Source organism: Candidatus Thiodiazotropha sp. AKIB8, assembly GCF_058244675.1.
This window is the reverse complement of record NZ_JBSYOO010000009.1, coordinates 13,552-33,177: the sequence shown is the minus strand read 5'-3', so window position 1 is coordinate 33,177 and position 19,626 is coordinate 13,552. Positions and strand designations below refer to the sequence as shown.

Below are 19,626 nucleotides of genomic sequence, written 5' to 3'. Positions count from 1 at the left end.
CAGGGGAGTTAATAACCAGGCTACTGGATCATTCATCAAATGAGTTCTTTTGGTAGGCGGAGATTGCATTTTTGCCTAACTTAAGGGTATGGCTTTTTTGTTTTAGCTCTCCCTTGGCATCAGCACAAAGGGTTAAAGCCTGCTCATTGAGTGCAACAATCTTCTGCATCTGCAGTTGATAGTTATCTGGATTGATCTTGAATTCGGCATCTCTGAAGAGAGATTCCAGAACAGGCTTACGCTGACGATCCACCTCTTCCATTTCAGCCCAGGCCGACTCCTGAGCCAGATCAACAATCCGTTGGCTTAACTCAAGTGCCTGGGTAAGGTTCTGCTGGAGCTTAGACACAATATGATCACAATGGTATCGTTTGAGATATAAACAATCGATTACAGCTGCTTGACAGTGTCTTTTATACTGGGTGAGTTCTGAATCACTTCCGGCATGGCATCCCAAGCGGTCTTGACCTCTTTTAAAAGTGAAGTCACTTCATCCAGAGCCTCAACATCCTGCTCTACATTCGCCGTAAAAAGCCTTCTTATCATATAGTCGTAGAGCATATCCAGATTGGTGGCGATCTCTCCACCCTGTTCGAAATCCAAAGCACCGCGCAAGGCATCAATAACTGAAATAACCCAGTTGATCTCATTATTACGAGCTTCGTGCTCCTTCCGAATTATCGACCCCCTGGCATTCGACATTCCGTCGAGTGCGCCGTTCATGAGCATCTGTACAAGCCGGAACGGTGTTGCATACATTGCCTCAGAGGAGGCGGCCTGACGATAACTGTTAATAGCCGAATTTTTTACCATCATTCTACCTTTTGGCAGCTCATTTATGTTCAACAATTACAACTGAGGTCATTGTTAGGATTTATTTAAAGCCGAAAGCTGATTAGTCAGATAATCACTGGTACTGGTTAATACCGCCATAGTCTGATCCAGAGAAGCAAACTGTTGGATCAACATGGCCTCGTAGGTCTCTAAATGTAACTCCTGACGATCAATCTGAGTCTGAAGTGCAGTTTTCTGATTATTCAGGGTCTCATCTTTGATATCAAGGACACCACCGACATCATTCAACTGATCAGCATAAGCAAAGAAACGGCTGGCATAGCCAGTTGTCTCTTCCGAGAGTATTTGGGTCACTCTATTAAAGTCATCGGCCAAGGCGGTAGATAATTCAGCACTATCAACAGAAAGAGTGCCATATCTGTCCCTGGTGATACCGATCTCAAATAGATAGGCATTTGCACCGTTAAGATCCACTACCTGATTGATGACATCGACAAAGCCCTGACGGACCCTTCGCAGGGTGCTGTCGTTCGCCAGTGCCCCCTCTTCCAGATCGTCAATCTGAGACAGCAGCGTATTGTATGCATCCACAAATCCGCCAATCTTCTCCTCTATCTGGGTGTTATCCCTAGCTATATTAATAGAGGAAGATCCTTCCGCTGCGAGATTGAGCGTTACCCCAGAGATGGCACCCGTGACGTTATTTGAAGCACTCTCGATAGTAAATCCATCAATGGTCAGCAACGCATCATCAGCCGTATCCACTTGCTCTGCCAATCCGTCGCCACCTACCCCGATATGAAATAGTCTTGATAACCCATTGGCATCTGTATTATTCCCATCATCGCCATCCGCTACACTAACTGTGATGGCATTGGCCAGACCCGACTCCTCACTGGTGAGGATCAATCGGCTGCCACCCTCCTCATTAAGAATCGACGCCGTCACACCTGGATTGTCATTTGCACTGTTGATGGCATTACGCAAGTCAGTGAGGGTGTTGTTGGTTCCATCCAGGGTGATATCCATGGTGTTGCCATCAACTGTTATAGACAAGGTACCAGTACCGACAGCGGTGAGAGCATCTGTATAAGCGGATGAAGCAAGTTTGTCACGACTCGCCAACCGACTGACCACAATGTCATAGCTCGACGGGACTGCTGCAGTATCTGTCGATACCGTAACCACAGCCTCATCAGTCGAGGTGGAAGTAAAGGCGGCAAAACCACTGGAACTCGTCAACTCTTCCACAGTGGTGCGGAAGGTATCTATAGCACTTTTGACAAGACCGAAATCACTGATCTTCTCATCGAGATCCCGATCTCTAGATTGAAGCGTAGTCAGGGGCTGACTCTCGACAACCAACAATTGATTGATGATCGAATTCCAGTCAGACCCTGTGCTTATGCCAGAAAAACCTATTGTCATGTCGTTCTTGCCCCTCTATGCAGGAGAGCAATACCTCTAGTTAAACACTGTCATCCAATAACACACCTTGAAGCATCCCTTCCTCTACCTTTTGCACCTGAGATATTACATGCAAGATCTGGTCCGGTGGTATCTGTCGAACCACCTCTCCTGTATCGGAGTCGATGACTCGTAGTACCTGTTGCCCGGTTTCATCGTCAACACTGAATTCCAAATTCCGATTTACGAGTTGGTTTAAATTCTCAACCTTGCTGACTAACTCGGTAGTATCAATCGATTGTGGCTCTTTTACAGATTGTTGAGCCTGCTCTGGATTTGGTGCCGATTTTGTATCACTGACCTTGCTCTCAGTACTGGAAACTTCACGTTTATAGGCGTATTGATTGGCCAAATCTGCGATTACGTTTGGCATATTCATTACCCTAAGCTAGTTATTTCAAGTTTAGCACCCAGGGGCGGATCCCGCCCCTGGAAACTACCTTACTGCAGCAGGCTCAATGCAAGCTGTGGAAGCGAGTTAGCCTGTGCCAAGGCGGCAACACCTGCCTGCTGAATGACCTGAGAGCTGGTGAATTTTGCTGTTTCACGAGCAAAGTCAGCGTCCATGATACGTCCAGCGGCAGCATATTGTGCCTCTTCCATACTGGCGGCAACTCGGCCGGCCTGTTCAAGACGACTCTGCAGACCACCGATATTAGCTAAAGCTGTAGCAACTGTGTTCAGGTCAGCGTCCGCTGTAGCAGTATTAGAGATTGTTGCGGTACGTGCGGCCAATGCGGCAACAGAGATGTCGATGGTCTCAGTGGTATTCGCGCCGACAACGATAGTGCCGCCACCGCCGAAGACTGCTGAGCCGTTAAAAGTTGCACGGCCCAGTGATGCAGTGATCTCAGCGGTCAGAGCATCGAATTCAACAGACATCAAAGCCTGCTGTGCAGCGGTATAGAGACCACTGCCGTTTTGCACGGAGAGTTCACGTTGACGCTGAATCATGTCACTCACACTCTGCAGGGTTGCATCGGCTACGTTCAGGAAGGATGTACCGTCAGCGATGTTACGCTGAGCGACGGTTAAGCCACGTGCCTGAGCATTCTGCAACTGTGCGATAGCGAGGCCGGCGGCATCGTCTTTCGCCATATTGATACGAAGACCGGATGAGAGACGTTGAACGGAAGTTTCAAGAGTGGATTGTGTTCTTCCCAGATTCTTTTGAGCGGCAAGGGAGAATACATTAGTGTTGACTGTGATTGCCATGATCTAATTCCTCTATCTAAACCGATAATGGCGTCTGTGGTTAAGCGCTCTATCATCGGTCGTTTGCATTTGGCGGATATACCATTCAATTTTGGTATTTACCGCCTCCGCTATTTGTAACGGCCTTGAGGGTAAAACCTTTAACCTGAGTTCTCTTTTACGAATTAGGCAGCGCTCAGACACACCAACCCTATCTAGTTGTAATTATTATACTTTTTGATAATAGCCAAAACATTAAGCAAGGAAATAACATCCTATGCTTTAGCTTCCTTGGATATCAGCCGGCAAAATCTGCCGGCTACTGGCAAAATCAGGCCTGTAGAGTGGCACCATGTCCCCCCATATAGGTTGAAAATAGTACAAAGTTACCGCCACTTTCATCCTAAATTAGCCCTAATCACCTACTTTGCTCTACCACTCAGCCATTGTGACGGGACCTAACCCCAGCCCACCAACCTCGACAGTATGCCTCTTGCTATGTCGTTTCGACACGAGTGAGAAGCGCAGGCAAATCCGATCAGCTGGCCTGCTTGTTACTCCATGCATCGCGTGAGTGGCCTCGTTCCCACGATGGAGCATGTGAACCAGCAAAGTGACTTGCACATGAGGGCGAAACTGTATGTAGCCTGATGACAATAAAGAGAGGGGGCAAGCTTTAATGACATGATATTTGAATGGATAGCGTCTGAGATGGCATTTTTAATGGTGCGGCTGGGCCAGCACCCTACGCTCCGTTCTGGCTTTTGGTGGGGCATGGCCCCACCCTACCAATCCTTGTACAGTGTGCCTCTTATTCAACGAGGGAATATAAGTCGCCAGGTTAATGGAATTGTGATCTGTAGGGTGCTGGCCCTGCCGCACCACTCTGCCCGTCCACATTCGAAACAGCTTCATCATCACTACAGGATATGGGGCCAGCGACACAGCAATCCCTCTCCAGACTCTTCGAATCGGAGCAGCAGGCTCGAATATCGACTCAGACAGAACCGGATGAACTGGCCAGCTACCTGTTGTCACTACTGTATGATATTGCTGTTCTGGTCAGGCAGGGTAGATCTAAACAGGAGCTGAATGGGACAGTAGAGGTTGTCATCAAGGGCTTGCCTCTGATACAGCCCCCCCCTAGACCAGTGCAATCTCTTTTAAACAATCGAGAGAATCAGAGGTAGTTGAAGAGCGACAGACCCTGCACTTTGTTAAAGGTCTGTTGAGCCGCCTGCAGTGCCAGAAGGTCTTGTTCGAAACGACTGATTGCTTCAGCCAGATCGATATCCTCTATCTCTGACAGAGAGCTCTTCATGGTGAACATAAAATCTTCATTGACTCTTGATTGATCTTCAATACTGTTCAGACGCGCGCCACCGCGTGCACGAACTGAGACAATCTGCTCCTGGGCGGCAGTCAGGTCTTCAACAAATACCCCATTGGGGGCATCCGCTTCCAGACCGGCGATGATGCCATGCACAGTCTCAAACAAGTTCCGTCGAGTACCGGTACTGGTGGTGACATTCATGAAGACATCGTAACCGTTTTCACGATCCTGAATCTGCCGGGTTGCTGAAATCTGTAAGCTACGACTACCCATATCCCCTGAATAGGCAAACACACCATCCGCTGGATTGCTGAACGGAATCGAATCTGCACTATATCCGGCAAATATATATTCACCATCACTGTCCCTGGTATTTGCCAGGGCCATCATCTCATCATTGAGTTGCCTTAACTCCTGTGCAATCGCCTGCCTGGCCGCCAGGTTGTAGGTGTCACTCTGACCTTGTAATGCCAACTCACGTATTCTGGGTAAAATTTCATCCACGCCGCTCAGGGCCGCTTCCTGCAGATCCAGCCTGGCACGAGCCCGGTCAGAATTGGATTGATACTGCTCCACCTGGGTGATGGCGGTGCGGAGATTAAGTGCCTGAGCAGCAGCTGGCGGATCATCACGCGGGGTCAGGATACGTTTGCCAGATGAGATCTGCAGCTGCGCACGACTTAGTGCAGACTGCCGCTCCAGCATACTGGAGACACCCCGATCAAATAGCATTGATGTTGAAACTCTATCCATCCCTTATCTCCTGACTGCGCTAAGCAGCGTATCAAACAGGGTGCTGGCCACTGAAATAACCTGTGCTGATGCCTGATAGGACTGCTGGAACTGAATCAGCTTGGCCGCCTCTTCATCCAGGTTTACCCCGGAGACCTCGGCCATGGCCTCTTTAGTGCGCTCAAGAAGGCTCTCCTGAGCTGATAGGTTCAATTCCGCATGACGGGTTTTCGAGCCCACATTGGAGACCATCTGCACATAGGATTCATCAATAGTCGATGTGCCGCCTAGCAGCACATTCTGGTTTTGTATATTTTCCAGTCTCAGAGCGTTGCGGTTGTCGCTCATACCATTGGTGTTGTTGCCAATAATAAAAGTGTCACCATCATCAGGCACACCGGCAAGAGTGAAACTGATACCACCCAGAGTCGCGAAGGTTGCGCCTGGCACCTGAGTACCAGCTACCGTCGCTGCATTCAGGTTGTCATAGGTAATGAAATCATCAAACGGATCAACACCAGGAACCGAACCAGGATAGTAGACTTCATATCCACTGGTCGCTGCGCCCTGATCATCATAGACCAGCTGGATGGTGCCACCAGCCAGTGGCAATCCGGCCATCGAACTGTTGGTCGGCTGGGTCATACTGGCTGTGCCTGTATTCAGCGGATTACCATTTGCATCAACAGCTGGTGCAACCCGTACAGGTCCAGCTGCCGCAAGACGCTGTACATCATTAAACAGTAGGTTGAAACTCAAAGCGGCGTTGCGGGTTGGCTGAATAATGAAGGTATCACCAGCAAGCGCGCCAGCTGCATTAATGGTGATATCGACACCATCAACGGTATTGAGTCCCGCCGCCAGAACCTGAGTCGCACCACTGTTCATATTAAGCAGCGTGAAGTCTGCGCCATCGTAACTGATTTCATAGGTATCACCGGTGAGATTACCGATGTCGTTGAAACTGGCGGTAATGGAGCTGCCATTTCCCGGTCTGGGATAGACATCAACCGACCCCAGGTTAAACATCGAGCTTCCAACTATGCCTTGCAGGTCTAGACCCAGTTGATTTTGAGCATTGATCTGATCGGCTATGCCTAATGCCACCAGACCTACACGGTCATGGGTGGGATCGAGTATCTCGTCGCGGAATCTGAGCATTCCACCAATTTCACCGCCACTCATCTGGTCAGTCACAACCTGGCTGCCGAAGGTATAGTTGAATGTAATCTCCAGATGGCTTGGATCCATGGTGGAAGGCTGCGTACCTAAGGTGGCTGCATCGGTATCCATGACCAGTGGCTGCCCTTTCCCTATAAAGATGTTGAAGGCGCCGTCGCTCTGCTGCAATACCTGAATATCGACCAACTCAGAAAGCTCGTTGACCAACTGATCGCGCTTATCCATCAGATCGTTGGGAGTACTGCCGTAAGCGATCTTAATATCCTCGTTGATCTCGGCAATACCCTGGGCAATTCGATTGATCTCACCAATATTGAATCCGATCTGGTTATTCATCTGGTTGCGCATACTTTCGAACTGTTGATCGAAATAGTGGAAGCGATCGGCCATTGTCTCCGCCTCGCTCAACACCAGCTGGCGTGCAGAGATAGAGCTAGGATCGTCAGCCATACCCTGCATGGCATCGAAAAAATTCTGGATCACAGGCTGCAGACCTGAATCTGCATTGGCGACGATGTCATCCAGCTGTTTTGCGCCGTTGAAATAGGCCTGCAACTCAGAGGCCACAGAGGCGCTGGCACGCATCTGGCCAGCGATGAAAGAGTCATACTGACGTTGGACTTCAGTGGCCTGGACACCGCTGCCGATATAACCCACAGCGCTCTGAAAAGGTAACCGAGTGGCAAAATCAATCCGCTGACGGCTGTAACCATCAGTATTAACGTTGGCAATATTATGGCCAGTGGTATCCAAGGCAAGCCGAGTGGCGACCAACCCGGAGACACCGATGGATTGTAAGCTCATCTTAGTCGCCTCCTAATTCGCTATATCGGCTGTTGTGCCGAACTCTTGAAATGGTCGAGTGCTGCCTGCATTTCAGGCCCCTGCATCACCCGGAGTATTTTGTTCGCATATTCCGGATCGGTAGCGTAACCGGCATCCTGCAGAGCCCTGAAATAGGATTCGCTGTCCTGAGTATTACTCAAGGCCTCTGAGTATCGGGGATTCTGTTTAAGGAAGGCCACATAGTCCTGAAAGCTCTCATCGAAAGAGCTATAACTGCGGAAGTTCTCACGTCTGCGGACTGCTATATCCTCTTGATACTCCAATGTCTCCTTTCGTACCTGATCACCATCCCAGCGTTGATCCGCCTTGATACCAAAAAGGTTATGGCTGTTGTTGCCATTCGCTGACTGCATCACATGACCACCCCACCCTGTCTCCAGGGCAGCCTGGGCCAGCAGTGCCTCAGGGGGCAGACCCAGCTCTTCTGCTGCCTGTTCGGCGCAAGACCAGAGTCTGGTAACAAAATCTTCCGGGGAGTCGATCTTTTGAGTCGTCTGTTCAACGTCTTCAGATGGTTTGACTGGCGCTACATTTGTACCATGACGACGGGCCAGAGTGGCTGGATTTTGCCAGTAGCTTTCCAAGCCTGAGAGTTCCTGCTGTTGCACCTGAGGCGCCGCACCCAGCTGACTCCGCAACATAGGGAGCATCCCCAGACCCCGCTGCTCAGAGAGGTGAACTGCCAGCTGCTGGTCATACATATCCTGGGCAAATTTAGTCTGCTGACTGTCGAGCAGACCACCACCAAAACTGGCCTGGCGCATCTGCTTGACCATCATCTGAACAAATACGGATTCAAACTGACGTGCAACCTTTTCAGCACTTGCACCCTGATCATCCCTGGCCTGGCGTTTCAGATCCGCCAGACCGGAGAAATCGTGATACATGGAGGGTGCAACACTGTTCATCAGATCACCAGCAACTCAGCACGCAGTGCCCCCGCCTCTTTCAGTGCTTCAAGAATTGCCACCAGATCACTCGGTGCAGCTCCGACCTGATTGACAGCCCGAACCACCTCATCCAGAGAAGCACCGGGATTGAAGAGAAACATGTGGTTTGAGCCCTCTTCGGTAATGGTAACCTGACTTTGAGGAACGACTTCGGTATTGCCGCCACGAGAAAATGGCGCAGGTTGAGAAACTGCGGGATCTTCGCTGATGCTTACCACCAGGTTGCCATGGGAGACGGCAGCAGGATAGACCCGAACCTGATTATTGATGACTACCGTACCGGTGCGGGAGTTGATAATCACCTTCGCGGAGGCAACCCCAGGTTTGACTTCCAACTCTTCGAGCATGGAGATAAAGGTTACTTTCTGACCTGGATCGAGCGGCGCATTTACGCGGATAGAAGTTGAATCGACCGCCTTTGCTGTGCCTGGCCCGATGGTCAGATTGATCGACTCAGCAACACGCATTGCTGTAGTGAAATCACCATCATTAAGATTCAGGGTTAACATCGGCGCCTTATTGAAGGCATTTGGCACTTCCCGCTCGACAGTTGCACCATTCGGAATACGACCGGCACTGGGTATGTTTACGGTTAGTTTTGAACCGTCCTGTCCCTCTGCGCTCAATCCACCCACCACCAGGTTACCCTGAGCCAAGGCATAGTTGTTTCCATCTGCACCTTTCAATGGTGTCATTAACAGAGTGCCACCACGCAGACTCTTCGCATTACCCAGAGAAGAGACGGTAATATCAAGCTTCTGTCCAACCTTACTAAAGGGGGGAAGATCACCATGAACAATTACTGCTGCGACGTTTTTAGGCTTGATATTGACCCCATCAGGTATCTGCACACCCAATTGAGAAAGCAGATTCTTCAGGCTGTTGATGGTATAGGGAGAGTCGGTATCTTTATCACCGGTTCCATTCAGCCCTACCACCAGACCATAACCAATAAGCTGGTTGTTACGCACACCCTGGATAGAGGCCAGATCCTTGATTCGCTCTGCCAACAGCGGCTGAACTGTAATCAGCATGATGGTTATAACCAGCAGGGATTGTTTCAAGAGCGTTTTCATCTCAGATACCTCAGAAGGGAGAGAGCACACTGTTAAAGAAGCGTGATAACCAGCCCATGGAGTTTGCGTCAGCCAGTGCGCCTTCGCCTTTATAGGTGATTGTCGGATCGGCAATACGGGTTGAGTTAACGGTATTGCTTGGGGTTATGTCGCTTGGGCGAACAATGCCGGAGAGCCTGACATACTCTGTACCCTGATTGATACCGATACGCTTTTCACCACGAACATAGAGATTGCGGTTAGGCAACACCTCGATAACCGATACGGTGATACTGCCACTCAAAGCATTACTTTGAGATGCGCTGCCGTCACCAGAGAAATCATTGGCTGCGGAGAGGTCGAATCCCAGATTGACATCCTTATTATTGGCAATAGGCATAAAACCGGGAACATTGAACTGCATCGCCTGACCAAACAGCACAGGATTGGTCATACTGGTGCTGGAACTTTTGGCGGTTGTTGTTGAAGCGGACTTGTTTGCCTGAGTGCTCTCAACCAGTTGTACGGTAAGCAGATCCCCTACCCGGCGAGCACGCCTGTCTTCGAACCAGGCCTGTTCATAGCCTGACTGGTAGATCGCCCCGTTACCGGTGGGTGCCTGTGGCGGTACAACAGGTCGGATCGGTGCATAAGCGGCATCTCTGACCGGGTTGCTGTTCTGGCAACCGACCATAACCAACATCAGTAGAACCAGCCAAGATATTTTATGCAGTCTGCCCATCAGCCTGGTATCCCGTTAAAGTTGCTGATTGACGTAGGAGAGCATTTCGTCAGTGGTGGAGATAGCCTTGGAGTTCATCTCGTAGGCCCGCTGTGTCTCGATCATATTCACCAGCTCTTCCACAACATTCACATTCGAGCTCTCTAACGCCCCCTGAATCAAAGTACCGGTACTGTCACTACCAGGTATCGCAGTGTTAACCCCACCACTGGCATTGGTCTCTCGAAAGAGGTTATCGCCAATAGGCTCAAGTCCCTGGGGATTAACAAAGTAACCCAACTCGATCTGTCCAATCTGGGTCGGTGTGCTGTTACCGGAAACCAGAGCCGAGACCACACCATCTGAACCAACAGTCAAACTGGTGGCATTGCTCGGTACAGTCATTGCGGGCTGAAGCTCATAGCCGTTGGGGGTAACGATATTTCCGTCTGCTGTCAGACTGAATGTACCATCCCGGCTATAGACCACATTCCCGTCCGGATGCAGCACCTGAAAATAGCCTTTACCTTGAATCGCCACATCCAAAGAGTTACCGGTCTGAACGATGTTGCCCTGACTGTGCTCTTTTTGTGATGCGACAACTCGTACCCCGGTACCTACCATCAGACCGGATGGCAACTCAGTATTCTCGGATGATTGAGCACCCACCTGTCTCAGGTTCTGATAAATCAGATCGTTGAAGACAGCCCGGTCACGTTTGAAGCCGGTAGTGTTGACGTTAGCGAGGTTGTTGGAGATAACAGACATATTGGTCTGTTGTGCATCCAATCCGGTTTTAGCGATCCAGAGTGCCGGGTACATAGTCTCTTCCTCGTAGCAATATAATCATCTATTCAATAGTTAAGCTGCAATTTACCTGCCAACATCAACTCATGTTCATCAGACTGGCAGAAGCGTTATCCATCTCTTCCGCCGTCTTCATCATCTTCACCTGCATTTCGAATTTTCGCGAAAGCTCAATCATATTCACCAGGGCATCTGCGACGATCACATTACTGCTCTCAATGTGCCCAGAGACCAGCTGTGTCGCGGCATCAGCGTCTGCCTCACCACCCTCTTGCAGATGCAGCAGACCATCTTCACCCTTATAAAGCGCATCCCCCGGAGGATTGACCATCTTGATACGATCAACTATGGCCAATGCCTCGGGAGTTGAGCCTTCGGGAAGAATGGTGATAGTACCGTCCGGCGCAATCTCCAGACGCTCAAAAGGCGGCAAGGCAAGCGGTCCACTGTTGCCGATCACCGGCAAACCCTGGCCGTTGGTGACCAGGCCGTTGGCATCGACTTTCAGATCACCCCGGCGGCTATAGGCCTCAGAGCCATCCGCTGCCTGAACTGCGAAATAACCCTTGCCATTAACGGCCACATCCAGCGGATTACCCGTTGAGTGCAGACTGCCCTTGTCAAAATTGATGTCCGGACGCTCGTCCAGGGCATAGACCCGAGTGGGATAACCGGCGCCAAACACAGGCATACTGCGGAATTGGTTGAGATCTTCCATAAATCCTGGCGTGTTCACATTGGCCAGGTTATTGGAGTTACTCGCCTGGGCCATCAATGTCTCTTTTGCTCCGCTCATGGCGACGTATAGCATGCGATCCATGGGTTGGCTCCTCTCTTAAAATCGTCACTTACTTGTCTATGACAGTAACAATGCAATAAGCGAACCAATCAGTGATAATGGAGACATTATCGATTAAGCGGCAAAACAATGGCTAAAAGTACAAATAACCAGAAACCCTCTGAAGAGACCAAGAACGAGGCCATGCAGATCGCCCGAGCCACCCAGCGTCCCGGTCAAACCAAGGAGCAGACCAAGCTGATTGCCAGCGGCATACAAAAAGGTATTGATCAGTATAAAAAGCAGCACAAAGCCAAGCTGCGGGAGATGGATAAGCGAAAGAAAAAAGAGCAGAAAAGCAATCAGGCTCCAGAGAATCAATCAGAACAGCCAGTGACACCAATAACAGAGCAGAAACCGGTCAACTGGCTCCCTTGGATATTACTGATACTCTCCTGGATTGGTTTTGGCATCTATCTCACCCTTTTTTCGAAATAACAAAGCTACCCTCATGTTACCAACCAGACCAAAATATCACCCACAGGTAGGGTGGGGCCATGCCCCACCAAAAAAGGTTAATTAATCTGGATCCCGAATGAAACAGAGACAATTTCATACCACTGCTATAAAGATGCAACCTCACCACCGTTAAAAGTATTAACGCCTCCAACTATGGTGAATAGCAGATCAACCTGCGACCGCCCTACAGATTCATTCTGAGTATAGTCAACAGCACTATTGCCTAGCTGCTCATCAACTGGTTTCGATCAAGTTGGGCATGGTGCGGCAGGGCCGCACCCTACATCGCTTGTGTGGTGTAACGTATAAACTGTACCAATCAGAGGATTTCAGCCTGCCGGTTGCTTCAGCTTCCACTCGGCAGACCGTTCCATTTACCCCGCTTGAACCATCGCATTGATCACATCATTCCAGGCCAAAGCAAGATTGGTACGGTTATAGCCACCCCCACCCAATGCAATAAAACGGCCTTCACATAGTTCGTTGGCAACTTCGCATAATCTTTTCGCAGCATAAGCATGAGCCGCTGGTGTAAAAGCCATATGGGTGATGGGATCACCCTCAATACTGTCTGCACCTGCCTGGAGGATGATCAACTCAGGTCTACCCTTACGCACAAAATCCTCAACTGCAGGCCAGACTTTGTAGAACAGGTCGTCATCGGCAAATGGTGGCATCGGGATATTGAGTTTGCTACCTTTTGCCTTGCCCTTCCCCGTCTCTTCAACTGCACCAGTGCCTGGATAAAGAAAGCGACCATCTTCATGGATATCGGCATAGATCAGATCCGGGTCTGATTCAAAGGCATAGAAGACGCCATCACCATGATGGGCGTCGATATCGACATAGGCTATTCGCTTGATTCCCTGGTTCAATCTAAGATTCTCAATCAATACACCGGCATCATTGAAGACGCAGAATCCGGCAGCTTCGTCCCGTCTGGCATGGTGCAGACCTGCAATGGGGACAAATACCTTGGGATGCTCACCGGATAGCATTCCTTGTATACCTTCCAACACTGAACCAACCACTGTACATGCCGCCTCGTAAACCCCTTCGAAGGCAGGTGTATCGCCCTGGTCCAGATAACCGCTGCCAGTGACTGACTGTTTTTTCACCCGGTCTATATAAGACTCGGTATGAAATGCCAGCAGCGGTCTATCACTGCACTGTTGTGGGGTAGCAATGGTTACCTCTTTATCCAGCCCCCGTTTTACTGTCTCTTTCCAAAACGCATGGATACGATCCGGGCCAAAGGGGTGCCCATCACCAAAACCATATCGACCGAGTGAGTCGCCGAAATAGAGGGTTACCGGTTTTTCGACCATGAGTTCCAATTCACACTCTTATCAGGAAAATAGTTAATGATAGTGTGGTGTAGAAACTGAGTATCAGCAAGAGTGATCGACACACAAAAAGGATGTTAGGCTTAGCCTATATCTTGCATCCAATATAAGGCCAGATTCTGAACTAATCATATATGAGTTCATCTGCGGTCCCATTAACTTTCAATCTTCTCAGAACAACTCTGAAAGCCCCTCTCCCTTTACGGGAGAGGGGTTGGGGAGAGGGTGTACGCGAAGCGTTACATGTGGTTGAAAAAAAACCGCACTGATCGTTCATATTTATCTTGCTGATTGTTGGGGAAAATAGGGTATTCATTCTCCCCCGGCCCCTCTCTCCACCTATTTAAGATACTGATGACTTGTAATTTTTTTCTAGCCGTCCCCCTCTGCTTTATGATGCTTTTTCATGTCTCTACTCTCAATCAACAATAGAAACCAACAGCAATGAATCAGTTACAACCGTAATAGTTAAAGTAATAGGACAGCTGTGATACGAGTTATGAATAATTTTGTGGTTATAAATCGCTACTTGAAGCGGATAAAATTGAAAGGGAGATGTTATTGCTGCGTATTCAATAGCCTGATCAAGTCAGTAGAATTTTAATTGGTTCTCTCGAAGGTGCGGCTGGGTCGCACCCTGAGAGTTTTAGGGCCTGTTAACTAATCGAAGACTATCTTATATTGATTACAGTCTGAGTCACTGCATCAGCGGTGGTGATGACCTGAGCATTCGCCTGAAAGTTACGTTGTGCAGTTATCAGATTAACCAGCTGCTTGGCCAGATCTACATTTGAATTTTCCAGCGCACCTGATTGGATTAACCCGAAACTACCAGTACCAGGCTCACCAATCTGAACATCACCCGAGGCAAAGGATTCAGACCAGCTGGTATCACCAATCTGACGAAGACCCTGGTTATTGGTAAACCGCGCCAAAGCAATCTTTCCCAGTGGTTCCGATTGGCCATTGGTAAAACGCGCAAAGACGACGCCGCTATCATCCACCTCCACACCACTCAGACGACCTGAGGTATAACCATCCTGGGATAGTTCATTCACTGAAAACCCCGAACCGAATTGGGATGTAGAGCTGTAGTCAAAGGTCAGGCCACTGATGTCTGCTGCACCGCCACCAGGGTTAAAATCATCGATGGTGATATTACCAGAAGCATCAACATCCCCTGTTGCTGTCGCCAAGGCACCGGTAGTTGTAAACTGAACATCAGCAAACGCATTACCACCAACGGTCACATTGTTACCGTCAACGAATGAGAAGGCGTTCCACTGATTATCTGCCACTTTGACGTAAAACATTGTCGCTGTGTGTGCCGTACCAAGTGAATCATAAATTGTGGTAGCAGTAGAGTGGTTGTAACTCAATGGATCTGGTGGAAAAGTAAAACCTGCAGCAGTAGGATCCAAAACCGCAGTAGGCGGTTGTTCTGATGCGCTTAAATTCAGGGTCGTTTCAATATTAGTGGTAGGTTGCGGTGTACCTGAGACCACAGGCAGATTCAAATCAACTGTTGAGCCAGTATTATACAAGCTACCGGTTGTGCCAATGCGGGGGAAGACCTGCAATCTTGACCCAGTATGATCAACTACATTACCGTCACGATCTACCGTAAATGCACCAGCTCTCGTATAAGCTCGATCACCGGCAGAATCTTCCATTACATAGAAGCCTTCGCCGTTGATCGCCATATCCAGATTATTTGAGGTAAACTCTGTGCTACCCTGAGAAAACTGTTGTGCAACCCGGGTAACCCGAACACCTCGACCAGGTACAGAACTGCTGACATCACTGATTGAGTTAGCATAGATATCTGCAAACTCTGCTCGGGACTGTTTAAAGCCAACAGTACTTGCATTAGCCACATTGTGACCGGTTACTTCCAAGTCGGTGGAAGCTGCATCCAGACCACTTAGTGCAATACGAAATGCCATCTTATTTCTCCTGTCAAATCACTGAATGGCCATAACCCTTCAGTCTGAAACTGATTACCTATTGAATCTGAACAACATCATTCATAGAGACTTGCCCCAACCCATCCAGGTTGAGTTGAATACCGCCCTGTCCACTAAGATTGACACTCTCCACATTCGCTGACACCAATACAGCAGGCGCCATCTCTGCATCATCAACACTGGCTGCTGCACTAACCTGATAGAGTCCATCACCCGCATATTCACCCGAGTCGTCATATCCGTCCCAGCTGAATGCAACCTGTCCCGACTCGTGGGTTCCCAAAGGAAGCTCTCTCACCAACTCACCGGTACTGTTAGTGATCCTTATCCGTACATCACTTGCTGAAGAGGGAAGAACGACACTGCCTTGCAGAGGCTCGCCTTCTGCCAGCACACCAATATCACTTTCAACCAACACATCTCTACCAACCAGTGTGGCTGCTTGCAGTGCCTGATTGGAGGTCAGCGCCCCGCGCAGTTCGTTGAATGAGCTGTTGAGATCACCGATCCCGGATACTGTGGCAAACTGAGAGACCTGGGTTGCCATCTCGGAATTTTCCATCGGCTTGAATGGATCCTGATGAGTCAACTCAGTGACCAGCAGATTCATAAAATCTTCCAGCCCCAGCTCACTCTGATTCTGCTCAGTTGTATCTGTATTGTTAACTAGGCCAATATCTTCATATTGGTTATATGCGGACACGATGCCGGTTGTCATAGTGGTCTCCTTATTGACCCATACGCAGTGTGGCAAGAAGCAACTGCTTCGCTGAATTCGCCACTTCTACATTACTCTGGTATGAACGGGAGGCTGAGAGCATATTGGCCATCTCTTCAACCATGTTGACATTGGAGCGAAAGATATAACCCTCTTCGTTAGCCATCGGATGGTCTGGCGCATGTTCCTGTATCAGTGGTGCCTGACTCTCAACCACACCTGCCATTCGCACACCATGTGAAACTGCATCGGGATTAGTCTGATCAAGCACGGTTTGAAACACAGGCTGCCTGGCCCGATAGGTCTCTTCGATGCTGCTGCTGATCGCATCGGCATTGGCCATATTGCTGGCTACCAGATTCAGACGCAGCGTCTGAGCGCTCATGCCGGAAGAGGCTGTATCAAAGATTTTAAAAATTGACATCGTTATTCACCCGTCAATGCTTTGCGAAGACCGCTGATCTTACTGTTAACAAAACTCAGACTGGTCTGATATTCGATTGCGTTGGCACCAAAGGCAGCATGCTCACGTTCTGTATCCACGGTATTACCATCCAATGAGGGCTGGGCTGGCACTCGATAGAGGAGTTGAGCCGGCGAAACTGCACCTGTCTCGGTCTGGATATGGCGGGTATTGGTGGTTTTCATTCGATCACCACTATCCATCTCCCGACTAAGCATTACTTTGAAATCAAAATCCCGCGCCTTGTAACCCGGTGTATCAGCATTGGCTATATTGGCCGAGAGTACTTCTGCTCTTTGGGAGCGCAGTACCAGGGCTCTTTCATGTACGCCGAAAAGGTTGTCAAAATTCATCAGATGCTCCAAACCTGAGTTCTCACACTGAGCATGATGCAGGGAGTATGCCAAAAGCCATAATCCCTCTGTATCCCGCAACTGAACGCTAGTGTGGCGCGTCATACTAGTCGGCCACTTACAACCTCTGACTGCAAACGGCAACCGGGTGCCGGATAGCGGCAAGCTTTGCCGTGGTGATTGAGGTCAGGATGAGCATTGAGTCTCTCTATTTACGTTCCAACTGAAACAGAGAACAAGCAGTGTTTGTCCTGAAAGGGGAATCAGTCGTTGCTTGGAGAGATTTGGATTACTGGCTGTTAACCACTAGTGTGGTGCGTCATATAAACCCTGTATTTAGAAAGCCGCTCAAGCCGTGAGTGCAAGGCGCAGCCCGCAGGTAATGGTCGTTCCCTTACCAAGGGGAGCAACGCCGCAATCGCGGCTTGAGTGGCTTCCCGCAGGGCGAGGCAGGTGATTAAAACGCAAACTGAGATTGGCCTTGTCTAAATATAGGGTTTATATGACGCACCACACTAGGACTTAAGCCTGTATGAGATGCCCCCATGACCTACCTTCATCTCAAACCGATTGGTTAATTGATTGATAGATTCTGTGGAGCCGAGAAAAAGATATCCCCCAGGATTGAGAATATCAGCCATGCGATTAACGATATCTTTTTTCAGTTCATTGGAAAAATAGATCAGAACATTGCGACAGAAAATCACATCGAAACGCCCCATCACCTGATAGTTGTCAGCCAGATTCATTGGCCTGAAACTGACCCGGCGTTTGATCTCCGGTTTGACCTCAATACAATCACCTTGAGGGGTGAAAAAGCGACTTTTCTGTTCGGCAGTCAAGCCGCGCTCAACAGACAGACCACAGTAGACACCCGCTCTGGCCTCATCTAAAACTTTGCTGGAGATATCAGTGGCCTGAATTTGAACCTGTCGAGCCTGCCCCTTCATTGCCTGATATTCATCTGCAATCATACTGATGTTATAGGGTTCCTGACCACTGGAACAGGCAGCTGACCAGATGCGTATCGCACCACCCCGTTGCTGATTCAGATCGGGAAGGATTGTCTCCTTCATCAGAATATAGTGTCCGATATCCCGAAACCAAAAGGTTTCATTGGTTGTCATGGCATCGATGACTTTAACCTTCAATCGGGAATGAATGGGAGATTTGATCTGCTTCAGCAGTTCACCGAGAGAGGCAACTCCTGCCTCCTTCATAACGCCACCCAAACGGCTCGAAACAAGGTACTCTTTGCCATTTCCCAGCAGGATTCCGCACGCCTGCTGCAGAAAATTCTTAAACGCCTCATAATCTGCCGGCGAAATAGCCGCTGTTCGGTTGTACATAGTAGTATCTTGTTATTCAGCTGTATGAATAAGGCTAGCGTTTAAGAAATATCTTTCAGACGCTTAGTTACTGTTGAAACCAACTCGTCCGGCATAAACTTAGCGAGAAAATGGTTGGCTCCAACCTTTTTAACCATACTCTCATTGAATACACCACTTAATGAAGAGTGAAGAATAACATACAGGTCAGTCAGCTTCGGATTTTCTCGAATTGCGCTCACCAGGGAGTAACCATCCATCTTTGGCATCTCAATATCCGAAATCACCATCGCAAGCCAGTCACTCACCTTACCCTCTTCAGACCAGCTTTCAAGGTGCTTCAAAGCCTCTTTGCCATCCTTTGCAAGGATCGCCTCCAGCCCGATCTCTTCAAGCACCTTCTTGATCTGATTACGAGCTACCATCGAGTCATCCACAACCAAGACTTTAAAGGCTGTAACATCCGCACCTTCTACGTCTATCGGCTTGGTGATCTCTTCATCAATCCCCAAAACTTCACTCAACACCTTTTCAACATCGATTATCTCTATCAAATCACCTTCAATTTCGGTGACTGCAGTCATATAACTGTTCCGACCCACCCCTTGTGGTGGAGGGAGTATATCCTCCCAATGGGTATTGACAATTCGCTCCACGTTACCGACAAGGAAGGCCAGCAACCGCCGGTTGTATTCGGTGATGATAATAAAATAGTCTTTGGCATTGCCCATCTTCGGTCCGCCAATGGCATGACAAAGATCCATGACCGGGATGTTGTTGCCACGTATTGAGGCGACTCCCCTTATATTCTCATGGGAACCAGGCAGTGCAGTTAGAGGTGGACACTGAACCACCTCCTTCACCTTGAAGACGTTAATGCCAAAAATCTGACGCCCTGATAGACGAAACAGCAGTAATTCAAGACGATTCTGTCCAGCCAGCTTGGTTCTTTGGTCAACACTGTCTAACATTGACGCCATTCTCTGACACCTCAATCTAGTGATATATATTGAATTTCATCAATAGGTATGGCGGCTTGCAGGCCTCGACCTTTAGGCTTAATAAATTCAAC

Annotated in this window: 21 protein-coding genes; 2 read left to right on the top strand and 19 right to left on the bottom strand. The window is 49.1% G+C overall.

From position 1 onward, the window contains the following. Window positions 1–28: 28 nt before the first annotated feature. From AC4IFB_RS01465 to AC4IFB_RS01445, 5 genes are all read right to left on the bottom strand, one after another. The gene (locus AC4IFB_RS01465) at window positions 29–349 is read right to left on the bottom strand and encodes a flagellar protein FliT (protein WP_490775714.1); all 321 of its coding nucleotides are present in this window, start codon (window positions 347–349) and stop codon (window positions 29–31) included. 41 nt (window positions 350–390) lie between these two features. Continuing rightward, window positions 391–816 (bottom strand): flagellar export chaperone FliS, encoded by a 426-nt coding sequence (gene fliS, locus AC4IFB_RS01460; protein ID WP_490775713.1) that lies wholly within the window; start codon window positions 814–816, stop codon window positions 391–393. 51 nt (window positions 817–867) lie between these two features. After that, window positions 868–2,223 (bottom strand): flagellar filament capping protein FliD, encoded by a 1,356-nt coding sequence (gene fliD / locus AC4IFB_RS01455; protein WP_490775712.1) that lies wholly within the window; start codon window positions 2,221–2,223, stop codon window positions 868–870. Between the two features lie 40 nt (window positions 2,224–2,263). Then, the gene (locus AC4IFB_RS01450) at window positions 2,264–2,635 is read right to left on the bottom strand and encodes a flagellar protein FlaG (protein ID WP_490775711.1); all 372 of its coding nucleotides are present in this window, start codon (window positions 2,633–2,635) and stop codon (window positions 2,264–2,266) included. Between the two features lie 68 nt (window positions 2,636–2,703). Continuing rightward, window positions 2,704–3,477, bottom strand: coding sequence for a flagellin N-terminal helical domain-containing protein (locus AC4IFB_RS01445; RefSeq protein WP_490775710.1), 774 nt, complete (start codon window positions 3,475–3,477; stop codon window positions 2,704–2,706). A gap of 908 nt (window positions 3,478–4,385) precedes the next feature. Here AC4IFB_RS01445 and AC4IFB_RS01440 point away from each other — a divergent pair. Then, the gene (locus AC4IFB_RS01440) at window positions 4,386–4,646 is read left to right on the top strand and encodes a hypothetical protein (protein ID WP_490774739.1); all 261 of its coding nucleotides are present in this window, start codon (window positions 4,386–4,388) and stop codon (window positions 4,644–4,646) included. On the opposite strand, the gene flgL is transcribed toward AC4IFB_RS01440, so the two are convergent. The 7 genes from flgL to AC4IFB_RS01405 all read right to left on the bottom strand — a co-directional run bounded on the left by flgL (window position 4,637) and on the right by AC4IFB_RS01405 (window position 11,902). Further along, complete coding sequence (flgL, locus tag AC4IFB_RS01435; protein ID WP_490779159.1) at window positions 4,637–5,542, bottom strand: flagellar hook-associated protein FlgL; 906 nt, start codon at window positions 5,540–5,542, stop codon at window positions 4,637–4,639. The two genes, AC4IFB_RS01440 and flgL, sit on opposite strands and share 10 nt — an antisense overlap. A gap of 3 nt (window positions 5,543–5,545) precedes the next feature. Next, window positions 5,546–7,507 (bottom strand): flagellar hook-associated protein FlgK, encoded by a 1,962-nt coding sequence (gene flgK, locus AC4IFB_RS01430; protein ID WP_490779158.1) that lies wholly within the window; start codon window positions 7,505–7,507, stop codon window positions 5,546–5,548. A 20-nt stretch (window positions 7,508–7,527) separates the two neighbouring features. Further along, window positions 7,528–8,457, bottom strand: a complete 930-nt coding sequence (gene flgJ / locus AC4IFB_RS01425; protein WP_490774742.1) for a flagellar assembly peptidoglycan hydrolase FlgJ — start codon at window positions 8,455–8,457, stop codon at window positions 7,528–7,530. Then, complete coding sequence (locus AC4IFB_RS01420) at window positions 8,457–9,575, bottom strand: flagellar basal body P-ring protein FlgI (protein ID WP_490774743.1); 1,119 nt, start codon at window positions 9,573–9,575, stop codon at window positions 8,457–8,459. The genes flgJ and AC4IFB_RS01420 overlap by 1 nt, the downstream gene beginning before the upstream one ends. Window positions 9,576–9,585: 10 nt before the next feature. After that, window positions 9,586–10,296, bottom strand: coding sequence for a flagellar basal body L-ring protein FlgH (gene flgH, locus AC4IFB_RS01415; protein WP_490774744.1), 711 nt, complete (start codon window positions 10,294–10,296; stop codon window positions 9,586–9,588). A gap of 15 nt (window positions 10,297–10,311) precedes the next feature. Continuing rightward, on the bottom strand, window positions 10,312–11,097 hold the full coding sequence (gene flgG / locus AC4IFB_RS01410; RefSeq protein ID WP_490774745.1) for a flagellar basal-body rod protein FlgG: 786 nt from the start codon (window positions 11,095–11,097) through the stop codon (window positions 10,312–10,314). A gap of 64 nt (window positions 11,098–11,161) precedes the next feature. Next, window positions 11,162–11,902, bottom strand: coding sequence for a flagellar basal body rod protein FlgF (locus AC4IFB_RS01405; RefSeq protein ID WP_490779157.1), 741 nt, complete (start codon window positions 11,900–11,902; stop codon window positions 11,162–11,164). Between the two features lie 108 nt (window positions 11,903–12,010). Between AC4IFB_RS01405 and AC4IFB_RS01400 the strand changes: the two genes are divergently transcribed. Beyond that, window positions 12,011–12,358: a DUF2956 domain-containing protein gene (locus tag AC4IFB_RS01400; protein ID WP_490779156.1), complete on the top strand. Its 348-nt coding sequence runs from the start codon at window positions 12,011–12,013 to the stop codon at window positions 12,356–12,358. 395 nt (window positions 12,359–12,753) lie between these two features. Here AC4IFB_RS01400 and AC4IFB_RS01395 read toward each other — a convergent pair whose 3' ends face one another. From AC4IFB_RS01395 to AC4IFB_RS01365, 7 genes are all read right to left on the bottom strand, one after another. Then, complete coding sequence (locus AC4IFB_RS01395) at window positions 12,754–13,707, bottom strand: acetoin utilization protein AcuC (RefSeq protein WP_490779162.1); 954 nt, start codon at window positions 13,705–13,707, stop codon at window positions 12,754–12,756. Between the two features lie 689 nt (window positions 13,708–14,396). Then, a complete protein-coding gene (flgE, locus tag AC4IFB_RS01390; RefSeq protein WP_490774748.1) occupies window positions 14,397–15,671 on the bottom strand; it encodes a flagellar hook protein FlgE in 1,275 nt (424 codons plus the stop codon). A 58-nt stretch (window positions 15,672–15,729) separates the two neighbouring features. Then, on the bottom strand, window positions 15,730–16,410 hold the full coding sequence (locus AC4IFB_RS01385) for a flagellar hook assembly protein FlgD (protein WP_490774749.1): 681 nt from the start codon (window positions 16,408–16,410) through the stop codon (window positions 15,730–15,732). A 10-nt stretch (window positions 16,411–16,420) separates the two neighbouring features. Next, window positions 16,421–16,834, bottom strand: coding sequence for a flagellar basal body rod protein FlgC (gene flgC, locus AC4IFB_RS01380; protein WP_490774750.1), 414 nt, complete (start codon window positions 16,832–16,834; stop codon window positions 16,421–16,423). Between the two features lie 2 nt (window positions 16,835–16,836). Further along, entirely contained in the window at window positions 16,837–17,226 is a 390-nt protein-coding gene (flgB, locus tag AC4IFB_RS01375) for a flagellar basal body rod protein FlgB (protein ID WP_490774751.1), read from the bottom strand. 515 nt (window positions 17,227–17,741) lie between these two features. After that, complete coding sequence (locus tag AC4IFB_RS01370; protein WP_490774974.1) at window positions 17,742–18,575, bottom strand: CheR family methyltransferase; 834 nt, start codon at window positions 18,573–18,575, stop codon at window positions 17,742–17,744. Window positions 18,576–18,616: 41 nt separating this feature from the next. Then, on the bottom strand, window positions 18,617–19,534 hold the full coding sequence (locus AC4IFB_RS01365) for a chemotaxis protein CheV (RefSeq protein ID WP_490774975.1): 918 nt from the start codon (window positions 19,532–19,534) through the stop codon (window positions 18,617–18,619). Between the last annotated feature and the right edge of the window lie 92 nt (window positions 19,535–19,626).

Coding starts and splice junctions, on each gene's coding strand:
- fliS (WP_490775713.1), bottom strand. CDS start 816: ATGATGGTAAAAAATTCGGCTATTAACAGTTATCGTCAGGCCGCCTCC.
- fliD (WP_490775712.1), bottom strand. CDS start 2,223: ATGACAATAGGTTTTTCTGGCATAAGCACAGGGTCTGACTGGAATTCG.
- AC4IFB_RS01450 (WP_490775711.1), bottom strand. CDS start 2,635: ATGCCAAACGTAATCGCAGATTTGGCCAATCAATACGCCTATAAACGT.
- AC4IFB_RS01445 (WP_490775710.1), bottom strand. CDS start 3,477: ATGGCAATCACAGTCAACACTAATGTATTCTCCCTTGCCGCTCAAAAG.
- AC4IFB_RS01440 (WP_490774739.1), top strand. CDS start 4,386: ATGGGGCCAGCGACACAGCAATCCCTCTCCAGACTCTTCGAATCGGAG.
- flgL (WP_490779159.1), bottom strand. CDS start 5,542: ATGGATAGAGTTTCAACATCAATGCTATTTGATCGGGGTGTCTCCAGT.
- flgK (WP_490779158.1), bottom strand. CDS start 7,507: ATGAGCTTACAATCCATCGGTGTCTCCGGGTTGGTCGCCACTCGGCTT.
- flgJ (WP_490774742.1), bottom strand. CDS start 8,457: ATGAACAGTGTTGCACCCTCCATGTATCACGATTTCTCCGGTCTGGCG.
- AC4IFB_RS01420 (WP_490774743.1), bottom strand. CDS start 9,575: ATGAAAACGCTCTTGAAACAATCCCTGCTGGTTATAACCATCATGCTG.
- flgH (WP_490774744.1), bottom strand. CDS start 10,296: ATGGGCAGACTGCATAAAATATCTTGGCTGGTTCTACTGATGTTGGTT.
- flgG (WP_490774745.1), bottom strand. CDS start 11,097: ATGTACCCGGCACTCTGGATCGCTAAAACCGGATTGGATGCACAACAG.
- AC4IFB_RS01405 (WP_490779157.1), bottom strand. CDS start 11,902: ATGGATCGCATGCTATACGTCGCCATGAGCGGAGCAAAAGAGACATTG.
- AC4IFB_RS01400 (WP_490779156.1), top strand. CDS start 12,011: ATGGCTAAAAGTACAAATAACCAGAAACCCTCTGAAGAGACCAAGAAC.
- AC4IFB_RS01395 (WP_490779162.1), bottom strand. CDS start 13,707: ATGGTCGAAAAACCGGTAACCCTCTATTTCGGCGACTCACTCGGTCGA.
- flgE (WP_490774748.1), bottom strand. CDS start 15,671: ATGGCATTTCGTATTGCACTAAGTGGTCTGGATGCAGCTTCCACCGAC.
- AC4IFB_RS01385 (WP_490774749.1), bottom strand. CDS start 16,410: ATGACAACCGGCATCGTGTCCGCATATAACCAATATGAAGATATTGGC.
- flgC (WP_490774750.1), bottom strand. CDS start 16,834: ATGTCAATTTTTAAAATCTTTGATACAGCCTCTTCCGGCATGAGCGCT.
- flgB (WP_490774751.1), bottom strand. CDS start 17,226: ATGAATTTTGACAACCTTTTCGGCGTACATGAAAGAGCCCTGGTACTG.
- AC4IFB_RS01370 (WP_490774974.1), bottom strand. CDS start 18,575: ATGTACAACCGAACAGCGGCTATTTCGCCGGCAGATTATGAGGCGTTT.
- AC4IFB_RS01365 (WP_490774975.1), bottom strand. CDS start 19,534: ATGGCGTCAATGTTAGACAGTGTTGACCAAAGAACCAAGCTGGCTGGA.